Below are 8,960 nucleotides of genomic sequence, written 5' to 3'. Positions count from 1 at the left end.
CGGAACAGAATCTGATGTGATCCAGGCGACCTCATTAAGATCCTCGAGTTCGGCCCCTCATCTCGGCGTCTCTTTTGGTTTTCCCCCAGACAATGTTTGGACGAGGGCTTCAAACCTCCACAGATCCGGGGACTGCGATCGAGCAGACCATGGAGCGGCTGCCCCAAGGGACTCGGCGTCTGGCCGCTGAACTCAAATCTCCACTTCCTGTTCAGCTGCTCTGGGATGTGCTGACGGATTACGAGAACCTGTCCCGTTTCATTCCCAACCTCAGCACCAGTGAGCTGATTCAGCGTCAGGGTCAGACGGTGCGGCTCCAACAGGTGGGCAGTCAGCAGCTGCTGGGGCTTCGCTTCTCTGCCCAGGTTCAGCTGGAGCTGACGGAATACCGCCAGGACGGACTGCTGCAGTTCCGCATGGTGAAAGGGGATTTTCGACGTTTTGAAGGGTCCTGGCAGATCCGTCAGCGTCCCGATGGCAGCTCACTGCTCTATGAGCTGACGGTTCAAGGCTGTCTTGGCATGCCGATTGGTCTGATCGAGGAGCGGCTGCGGGACGATCTCTCCAGCAACCTCAACGCCGTTGTGCAGGAAGCCCACCGCAGAAACGGTTGAGCTAGCAGCAAGGGCAAACAATCCGAAGGAATCTTCGATGACCCAGTCTTCTGGCAGCTGAAGGTGCCAGAAGAGGTCAATTTGTACTCAAATCATCACCAGAACAAGTCTGGTAATGACGTCATACCCCCAAGGGGATTCGAACCCCTGTCGCCTCCGTGAAAGGGAGGTGTCCTAGGCCTCTAGACGATGGGGGCGAGGCCGTAATCAGCGAGCAGTCTTTGCTCCTGATCACTTGTGAACACTAGGGCTTGGTCGGACCCTCCGTCAAGACAGCTTGACCCCATTCGACACCTTGTCCTTGCCAGATCGGCACCGTAAAGGTGAAGCAGGCACCTTCGCCAGGGTCCGACACCACCCAGATCTTGCCGCCGTGCACTTCCACGATGCGGCGGCAGACCGCCAGCCCCACGCCGTAGCCGGTGGTTTGGTCGGAGGTTTGCGGCAGCCGCACCCGATCCAGAAAAATCCGCTGCTGTTCTGTTTCCGGAATGCCCGGGCCGCTGTCACAAACGCTCACCTCCACACGCTGGCTGGTGCGGTGCAGCATCGTGAGCGAGATGTGCCCGCCGTCGTTGGTGTACTTCAGGGCGTTTTCGAGCAGATTCAGCAGCACCTGGCGCATGCGGCGCTGATCGGCAAACACCTTGGGCAGGTCAGCGGGAATGTCGGTTTGGATCTCAACGTTGCGGCCCAACCACAGCTTTTCAAGCTCCAGGATCACTTCGGCTGAAACGCTGGCAAGGTCTAGCCGTTGTGGGTTGAACAATGTTTCCCAGCGGGTCGTTCCCACTTCGAGCAAATCCCGCGACAACGCCTCCATCTCCTCCAGGCGTCGGGTGATCACATCCTGAAAGCGATCCATATCGATCTGGCCCAGCTTCTGGCTTTGCAGGGCCAACGCAGCTGCCGTGAGCGGTGTACGCAATTCGTGGGCCACCATGCGTAGCAGGCGTTCCTGGGCGCTGACGCGATCGATCAGCGTCTCGTTCTCCTGGCGCAGCACCAGCAGCTGATCCTCCAGCTGGAGTTCCTTCTGGGTTCGACTGCCATCGAGTTCGGTTGGCCTGAGGCTGAGGCCAAGACCGCTCACCACCCCATCCTGTTTCCAGCGCGGCACCCATCCTTTGAGTTGCTGAAGGATGTTGCTTCCAGCGAACACCTGTTTGGGGTTTGGCGCCAGTTTGATCAGCGCTGGTGTCACCACCAGGCGGTGCAATTCCAGAAGTTCGGGTTGCTGTGAGGGATCGGCAACCTGCAGGGTCACTTCGAATCCCAGGTCCTCCCGTTCAAGGAACTGCACCAAGCCGCGGAGGTCTTGACCCGACAGGTGATGTCGCGCTGCCACCAGCAACAACTTCAGCGGTTGCCGTGTCTTGGGACCGTCCTTGACCACGCGGACTGCAAGACAGCAAAAACCGATGCTCACCTTATGGGTTTTTGACTGAACCGCCATCAGCGCTAAGACGAAGAGGAATACTCCGTTGCGTCATCGACGCGGTCCATGTCGCTCTTTTCCGCGCAAAACCGTGTTCCTCTGACCGTTCCCGGCGGAGTGGCTGCTCGTCCAACGATTGAGGTCGACAGCAACCTGCGCCGCTGGTTCAGTCGCAATCTGGGTTTGTGGCGTTCCCGGCGCCAATACACCTTCAGTGACGACCAGGTTCTCCACTTGGACATGAACCTGAAGATGGAGGCCTTTGCGCACCCCGAGGCGGGAGAGAGCCGCTACCGCTTCACTTGGTGGTCCGACCAGAACGACCAGCATTCCGACGAATTTTTTGCGCGAAAGCCCTGGTTTGAGCGCACTGGCGTGATGGAAGCCACGCTGTGGGGCCATCAACTCCAAAGAAGTCGTGGTTATTTGACGGGAGACCCGGTGCGCACCCGGCTGCGTCAGGTTGATGAGCACGAAACCATCCTCGAATCCCACTACCAGCAGTGGGACATCCTTGAGCACATTCGCCTTGTCGATCAGGACCGCTACCGCTACCGCGCCATCTACAGCTGGGAGAACGGTGATCTCTCGATCGTTGAGCATCACCATGAGATTCGAATGTCCGACCCCCTGCCACCGATCGAAGACGATTGATCGAGGACGACTGAACGGCGCCGTTGCGCTGATGGCCCAGTTCAACAACCGCGCCTGAGCTCCGGCCGGCTTTGGCATGGGCGGTAAGTTTCGAAAAATTTGACGCTGCCGGAACCCAAGGTGATTCGTCGTTCATTCGCTGCCGCAGCTCTCGTGTTGGCTGCCCCCTTGCTGTCACCGGCGACGGCTCTGGCTCAGGCCGCCAAGGACAAGCCCACCCCGGCCACAGCCATGGAGATCAACACCTATGGCGTGATGTCGATTGCCACTTTCTGTGAGGCAAGGGCGCAGAAGATCGATTTCAGCAAGTCTCTGGCCGTGGCTCTCGCTGGTCAGTTGCATGTGATTTACGGCAAGCACGGTGGTTTGCTTCCCGGCACCAAAGACCCCTTGCCTGAGAAGCAATTTCTCAACAATGCGGGATTCATGATCGTTGGCGGAGCGCTGAAGTTCTGTCCTAAATCAGTCCCCGCTGCAGAAAAAGCACGCTTTGAAAAAGCTGCTGCTTCGTTGAAGTCCTCGAAAAAATAAGATCTTCCCAGGCTCTATCGATCGAAAACGTCTGGCCTGTTGAGGTCAGGCGTTTTTTTTGTGTCTGTTCCTCTGCTCTGATGCCGTTGCTTGCCTCATGGCCGGCGCCTTGGCTGAAACGTCTCGGTTTTGAGGTCCGTCCGTCAGGATCACTCCGTGCTCGCGTTGTTAGGCCATGACTGCTGCTGCTTCGATTCGTCTGGCGGACTACACGCCATGGGCGTTTGAGCTCCCCGCCATCGCCCTGAACGTCAACATTCACAGCGACCATGTCGTCGTGACCTCCAGGCTCAGCCTTGAGCCGCGGCGACCTGGAGAGCCCCTGGTGCTGTGCGGAATCGATCTGGCCATCGAATCCCTGGCGATCGATCAGACGCCTTTGCAGTCCGAGGATTACAGCTTCAACGACGGACGTCTCACCATCCCCGACGTGCCGGGCCAGCCGTTTGTGCTGGAGACCTGTTGTCGTCTAGACCCCTACTCCAACAGTTCACTCGAAGGCTTGTATGCCAGTGGTGGTCTGCTGAGCACCCAGTGCGAGGCTGAGGGATTCCGGCGCATCAGCCTGCACCCCGATCGTCCGGATGTGCTGAGCCGATGGCAGGTGCGGATTGAGGCCAACCGCAGCAGCTGCCCCGTGCTGCTGAGCAATGGCAATGCTGTTCGGGAGGAATCCGTTGGCGCTGATCGTCATGCGGTTACCTGGGATGACCCCTTCCCCAAGCCCTCCTATTTGTTCGCCCTGGTGGCCGGGGACCTCAGAGAGATTCGTGATCACTACACAACGGCTTCGGGCCGGCAAGTCACCCTGCGATTGCATGTGGAGGAGGGGGATGAACCCTTCACGGCCCACGCCATGGCTTCATTAAAGCGATCCATGCAGTGGGATGAATCGGTTTACAACCTTGAATACGACCTTGATGAATACAACATCGTTGCCGTCCGTCACTTCAACATGGGCGCGATGGAGAACAAGAGTCTGAATATTTTCAACTCAAAGCTTGTTCTGGCTGATGCGGAAACAGCCACTGATGCTGAGCTTGAACGCATCGAAAGTGTGATTGCCCATGAATACTTTCACAACTGGAGTGGAAATCGCATCACCTGCCGGGATTGGTTCCAGCTGTCGCTCAAAGAAGGCCTGACGGTTTTCCGTGATCAATGCTTCACCGCAGCTCTGCATTCGGAGGCGGTGAAGCGCATTGAGGATGTGGCGATGTTGCGCAACACCCAATTTCGTGAGGACGCTGGCCCCACGGCGCACCCGGTAAAGCCAGCGGAATACCAGGCGATCGATAACTTCTACACAACAACCATCTATGAAAAAGGTGCGGAATTGATCCGCATGCTGCGCACCCTGCTGGGACCCGAGCGGTTCATGAAGGGAATGGAGGTTTACGTGCAACGTTTCGATGGCACGGCCGCCACGACGGAAGACTTTGTTCAGGCGATCGCTGATGGCGCCACCAGCCAGGGCGAGCCACTGGGCTTTGATCTGGACCGCTTCAAGCGCTGGTATCACCAGGCAGGAACCCCGGAACTCAGCATTGATCGGCAGTGGAACCCCGAATCGGGTGAGCTCACGGTGGACTTGCACCAGGCGACGCCTCCGACGCCGGGGCAGGCGGACAAACAGCCCCTGGTGCTGCCGGTTGCTATGGCCCTGGTGGGGAAGCAAGGCCGTGTTGGTGAGGAGCAGCTGCTGGTGATGGAGGCTGAGCGCGCCAGCATCACCCTGCAGGGCCAGCCCGGCGACACCCCCCCTGCCCTTTCGGTGCTGCGCCGCTTCTCGGCGCCGGTGCACGTGCGTCTCGAGCAGCCGCTGGAGGAGTGCCTGCAGCTGTTGGCGTCTGATGATGACCCGTTCTGCCGCTGGGATGCGGCCCAGCGCCTGGCACGCCAGGTGCTGTTGGCGCGGGCAGAAAACCAGCCGAAGCCTGCCGTGGAAGCGGCGCTGATCCAGGCCCTCGATCAGCGGATCTGCGCCTACGACGGTGGTGATGGCATGGATCTGGCGGCGCTGCTGGCGCTGCCCGGCATGGCGGAACTGGAGGCGTTGCAATCCCCGGTGGATCCGCTGGCGCTGGATCAAGCCTTCCGGGCATGGACCCAGGAGATGGGCGTTCAATTGCAGACGTCCCTGCGTAGCCTGCTGGAGTTGACCCGGGCTGACTGGACCCTGGCTTGGCCGGCTGGTCAGGGCGGCCGTGCCCTCACGGCATTGGCCTGGCGCTGGCTTGCTGCAGCGGGCCACACCACGGTTCAGGCGGAAGCGTTGGCAGCGGTTTCTGGCCCTTCGATGACCCTGGCGCGGGGAGCGCTGCGGGCGTTGCTGCCGCTTGAGCGTGCTGAGCGTGAGCAGGCGATGGCGCTGTTTTACGAGCGTTGGAAAGACAAGCCCGTGATCCTTGACGCATGGTTTGCCATGGAAGCATCGGCACCCAGGTCCAACGCTCTGGAGCGGGTGCAGCAGCTTTTGGAGCATCCGCGTTTCGACCCCCTTGCGCCCAATTCCCTCCGCGCCGTACTTGGTGGATTCACCGCCAATGTGCAGGCGTTCCATGCCATCGACGGCAGTGGTTACCGGTTCATGGCGGAGCAAATCGCAGCCGTTGATTCCCGCAATCCGATCACCGCATCACGGATGGCCAAGGTGTTCAGTCGCTGCGCCAGTTACGGACCTGAGCGCCAAAAGGTCATGCGCGAGGCCATCGATCAGCTGGCGTCCAAGCCGCTGTCGGCGAACACGGCCGAGGTGGTGCAGCTGCTTACGACGTGATCACCACCAACACGATCACCGCCACCAGCAGGATCACCAGCCAGAGTTTTCGGTTACTGCGACCTGTGCTCCGGGACGTTGAGCCCGCGGCTCGGCTTCCGGCCGCAAGCCCGCAGTTTTGACAGACCAGCCGACCGGCCATGGATCGGTCGGCACGAAACCGGCGGCTTCCGCAGTTCTGGCAGACGGTGACGGCCAAGGTCTCTCGATCAGCGCTTCACCAGCTTGCCTGGCGTGAGCCAGTGAGACATACAGCCAGCCAGTCAGTCCCGTTGCCAGCCATCGCAGCCGGCTTTGGCGCGTTGGCGCTTGGTGCGCCGGTAGCTCTCGTTCTGTTCGGCCAGAGAATCACTTGCCGCAGCGACAGCCGTGCTGTCCTTTCCTTCCGCAATGATCAAACGGTTGATGGCCATGGCGTTGCCCAGGCGATTCAGAACCTGATCGATCAGGCGACACTGATCAAATTCGGCGCGCCCCGCAGCCGAGATCCCCAACAGGATCAGGCTCCAACACGCAGCACACCAGGCTTTCATCGATCAGCTCAGGGGCTGTAAATGATGCTGCACTGATAGCGGCTGCTGGCTCCCACATCAATGCTTTTGCAGGTGGTGTTGGTGATCGTTGCCCCTTTCGGGATCACCCGCATCGCCTCAGCGGTGGCGAACTGCTCGGACGGCCCTTGGGCTGTGGCCCGCTTGCCACCGGCAAGAGCCACGGATCCCAGAAGGAGGCTGGCCATCAACAGCGCCGCGTTTCGCATCGTTAGGGCCCGAAGGGGGTGCTTCTCCTTTCGGTTTACACAGAACGCTTCCATGTGACAGCGACAGTGTTCAGCAGCTGGTCCCGTTCAGCAGCCACCCCGGCACCAGCGTTGGCGTTGCGGCCTTGGTTCAGCGTCGGGTTTGCTGGCTGGAGTCGGACCAGGGATTGGAGGTGGCGGCAACAACGCTGCGGGCTGAACGGGAAGACGTTGCGACCCCCATGCGGCATTGAAGGGAACCACCACGAGGGGGATCGGTTCCGCACTCTTTGCCGGCCAGGCCAAAGCACTGGACGCGATCAGGACTGTGATCAGAAGTCTCATCGCGCCATTGTGCCGATTCTGCAGCGTTATGCCGTCACGTCGGCTGCAGTCAGGTTTGCGGATTGCTGCAGCGTTGGCATGCAGCAATCCTGTCTTTGTGGTGTTGCGGCAGCGTCAGCCGGAATGGGTCCACATCAAATTCGTAGCCGCAGGAGCAGCGAGCATGGAATTTCAGTTTTTTCGCTTTTTTGAGTCGCTTTAACAGGGTGATGTTGCCAAAAACTTGATCGGGCTTGAATCGCTCCAGCTTGGTGCGTTCCTCCGGCGCATGCTTCACCCGGGCCTTGTGCAGGGCGTTGCGCACGGAGTTTTCACTGCCTTTGCCCAGGATCTTGGGGATCTGCAGGATCGATCGCCCTTCCTGCAGATACAGACGCTTGATCTCCTCGATCTCAGCACTTGTGAAGCCAGATTTTTTGCCCACCTGCTTCTTGCCTTTGATTTGAGTCTCTCAGGCGGTGCGCAAGCGCCATCCACGTTTTCGGAGGCGAAATGTCAGCCTGTCGGGATGATCCCACTCGACCCACTGCTGCAACGGCTTGCCGGAGTTGCCGGCATGGAGAGCGGCTGTAAGCGCCTTGTTGTTGTGCAGGGCCAGCTGGGGGATTTCGACTCGATCGAATACGCCCAAGTGCTGCTGCCGAGGCTTCCCCAGTTGGCGGCGCTTGGGGTCAAGGTTCAGCTGTTCGGCATCGGCAACGCCGCCAGTGCTGAGCGCTTTGCGGCCTTCACCGGTTTTCCCCTGCAGCAGCTGATCGCCGATCCATCACCCCAGTTGCATCAGGCCCTGGGGTTGGAGGCCGGCTTGAAGCTCCCCGGTGGGCCCTGGCCTGGTTTTCTGCTGATGTGCGCCGGCGTGGGCTCGCCGGGCACCCTGCGCGAGGTTCTGCGCGGTTACACCGGAGATCGCTCGGCGGCCCAGATCTTCGATGACGAGGAGTGGGTTGAAGCCTTTCCTTTGCCGCGCTTTCGGGGGGCTCTGTTCCGCCGGGCCGGTGGTGCCGGGTTCCAGCGACCGTTTGAGCTCGCCACCAAGCGTTTGCGCAACATGAATGAAGTGCTCCGCAACTGGCGCACCTACGTGCCCTGTGACGACTACATCACCCAGCGCGGCGCCACCGTGCTGCTCGACGCCGATGACAGCGTGATCTATTGCCACCGCGATCAAAGCCTGCTCGGCTACTCCGCCACCATGGAACGTCCCTTGGCGTTTCTCGATGAGGTTCTGGCCCAGGGCTGAGCTCAACCGGCTGTCTTCAACTGGCCGTCTTCAATTGGCTGTCTTCACCTGACAGTGGGCTCGCGATACACCGCAAGAGCCGCCACCAAGCCGCCAATGAACCCTGCGCTGTGGCCGATCCAGCTGACGCCAGCGGGCGAAACACCTGGAATCAGAGCGATCAGGGCTGAGCCGTAAAGCCAGAACGCCACCAAGCCCAGAGCGATGGAGAGGATGCGGCGTTCCAGCCAGCCGATCAGCAGCAAGTAGCCCAGCAGTCCGTACACCACGCCCGAGAGTCCATGGCTGCGGGAAGGCCAGAACAGGGCCACCGGAATATTGATCAGCAGCACCGACAGCCAGACGCTCAGGTAATCGCGCATCCCCCGGCTGAGCACCAGCCAGCTCAGGGGCAGAAACGCCAGGCTGTTGGAGATCAGATGCCCGAAGCCGGCATGGCTGAATGGCGCTGTGATCACCCCCCACCACGGTTGATCCGGCCCCATCGGCAGGTTCCACTGCCCCGCAAACAGCAGTTGGTCGATCAGCTCCTGCCCCCAGGCCAAGGCCAGGATCAGCAGGGGAAGCAGCAGTCGAGTGCGCATCGTCTTGCGCCAATGACCACAATGATGGCGCGGACG

Annotated in this window: 12 protein-coding genes and 1 tRNA gene; 5 read left to right on the top strand and 8 right to left on the bottom strand. The window is 60.3% G+C overall.

The window, feature by feature from the left end:
• The first annotated feature begins 92 nt into the window (after nucleotides 1–92).
• Entirely contained in the window at nucleotides 93–614 is a 522-nt protein-coding gene (locus tag SynA1544_RS09895; protein ID WP_186513335.1) for an SRPBCC family protein, read from the top strand.
• Nucleotides 615–738: 124 nt separating this feature from the next.
• Here SynA1544_RS09895 and SynA1544_RS09890 read toward each other — a convergent pair.
• Nucleotides 739–811: transfer RNA gene (locus SynA1544_RS09890), tRNA-Glu, on the bottom strand.
• A 47-nt stretch (nucleotides 812–858) separates the two neighbouring features.
• Nucleotides 859–2,010 carry a histidine kinase gene (locus SynA1544_RS09885; RefSeq protein ID WP_186513333.1) on the bottom strand — a complete coding sequence of 384 codons (1,152 nt, stop codon included), beginning with the start codon at nucleotides 2,008–2,010 and terminating at the stop codon, nucleotides 859–861.
• A gap of 108 nt (nucleotides 2,011–2,118) precedes the next feature.
• Between SynA1544_RS09885 and SynA1544_RS09880 the strand changes: the two genes are divergently transcribed.
• From SynA1544_RS09880 to pepN, 3 genes are all read left to right on the top strand, one after another.
• Nucleotides 2,119–2,706 (top strand): hypothetical protein, encoded by a 588-nt coding sequence (locus tag SynA1544_RS09880; RefSeq protein ID WP_186513331.1) that lies wholly within the window; start codon nucleotides 2,119–2,121, stop codon nucleotides 2,704–2,706.
• A gap of 99 nt (nucleotides 2,707–2,805) precedes the next feature.
• Nucleotides 2,806–3,237, top strand: a complete 432-nt coding sequence (locus SynA1544_RS09875; RefSeq protein ID WP_186513329.1) for a cAMP phosphodiesterase — start codon at nucleotides 2,806–2,808, stop codon at nucleotides 3,235–3,237.
• Between the two features lie 175 nt (nucleotides 3,238–3,412).
• The gene (pepN, locus tag SynA1544_RS09870; RefSeq protein WP_186513327.1) at nucleotides 3,413–6,016 is read left to right on the top strand and encodes an aminopeptidase N; all 2,604 of its coding nucleotides are present in this window, start codon (nucleotides 3,413–3,415) and stop codon (nucleotides 6,014–6,016) included.
• Here the strand turns inward: pepN and SynA1544_RS09865 are convergent.
• The 5 genes from SynA1544_RS09865 to SynA1544_RS09845 form a co-directional block, all read right to left on the bottom strand.
• Entirely contained in the window at nucleotides 6,006–6,215 is a 210-nt protein-coding gene (locus SynA1544_RS09865) for a transcriptional regulator (protein ID WP_186513318.1), read from the bottom strand. The two genes, pepN and SynA1544_RS09865, sit on opposite strands and share 11 nt — an antisense overlap.
• A gap of 64 nt (nucleotides 6,216–6,279) precedes the next feature.
• Entirely contained in the window at nucleotides 6,280–6,510 is a 231-nt protein-coding gene (locus SynA1544_RS09860; protein ID WP_255477574.1) for a hypothetical protein, read from the bottom strand.
• A gap of 47 nt (nucleotides 6,511–6,557) precedes the next feature.
• A complete protein-coding gene (locus SynA1544_RS09855) occupies nucleotides 6,558–6,755 on the bottom strand; it encodes a hypothetical protein (protein WP_255477573.1) in 198 nt (65 codons plus the stop codon).
• Nucleotides 6,756–6,863: 108 nt separating this feature from the next.
• The gene (locus SynA1544_RS09850; protein WP_186513312.1) at nucleotides 6,864–7,100 is read right to left on the bottom strand and encodes a hypothetical protein; all 237 of its coding nucleotides are present in this window, start codon (nucleotides 7,098–7,100) and stop codon (nucleotides 6,864–6,866) included.
• A gap of 49 nt (nucleotides 7,101–7,149) precedes the next feature.
• Nucleotides 7,150–7,524: a hypothetical protein gene (locus tag SynA1544_RS09845; protein ID WP_186513310.1), complete on the bottom strand. Its 375-nt coding sequence runs from the start codon at nucleotides 7,522–7,524 to the stop codon at nucleotides 7,150–7,152.
• Between the two features lie 84 nt (nucleotides 7,525–7,608).
• Between SynA1544_RS09845 and SynA1544_RS09840 the strand changes: the two genes are divergently transcribed.
• A complete protein-coding gene (locus SynA1544_RS09840) occupies nucleotides 7,609–8,340 on the top strand; it encodes a peroxiredoxin-like family protein (protein WP_115161350.1) in 732 nt (243 codons plus the stop codon).
• Nucleotides 8,341–8,384: 44 nt separating this feature from the next.
• On the opposite strand, the gene SynA1544_RS09835 is transcribed toward SynA1544_RS09840, so the two are convergent.
• Nucleotides 8,385–8,924, bottom strand: a complete 540-nt coding sequence (locus SynA1544_RS09835; protein ID WP_186513308.1) for a rhomboid family intramembrane serine protease — start codon at nucleotides 8,922–8,924, stop codon at nucleotides 8,385–8,387.
• Nucleotides 8,925–8,960: the final 36 nt, after the last annotated feature.

The organism is Synechococcus sp. A15-44, assembly GCF_014280115.1.
Classification (GTDB): domain Bacteria; phylum Cyanobacteriota; class Cyanobacteriia; order PCC-6307; family Cyanobiaceae; genus Parasynechococcus.
Note: the sequence above shows the minus strand (reverse complement) of the source record. Positions and strands in the feature narration are given on the sequence as shown.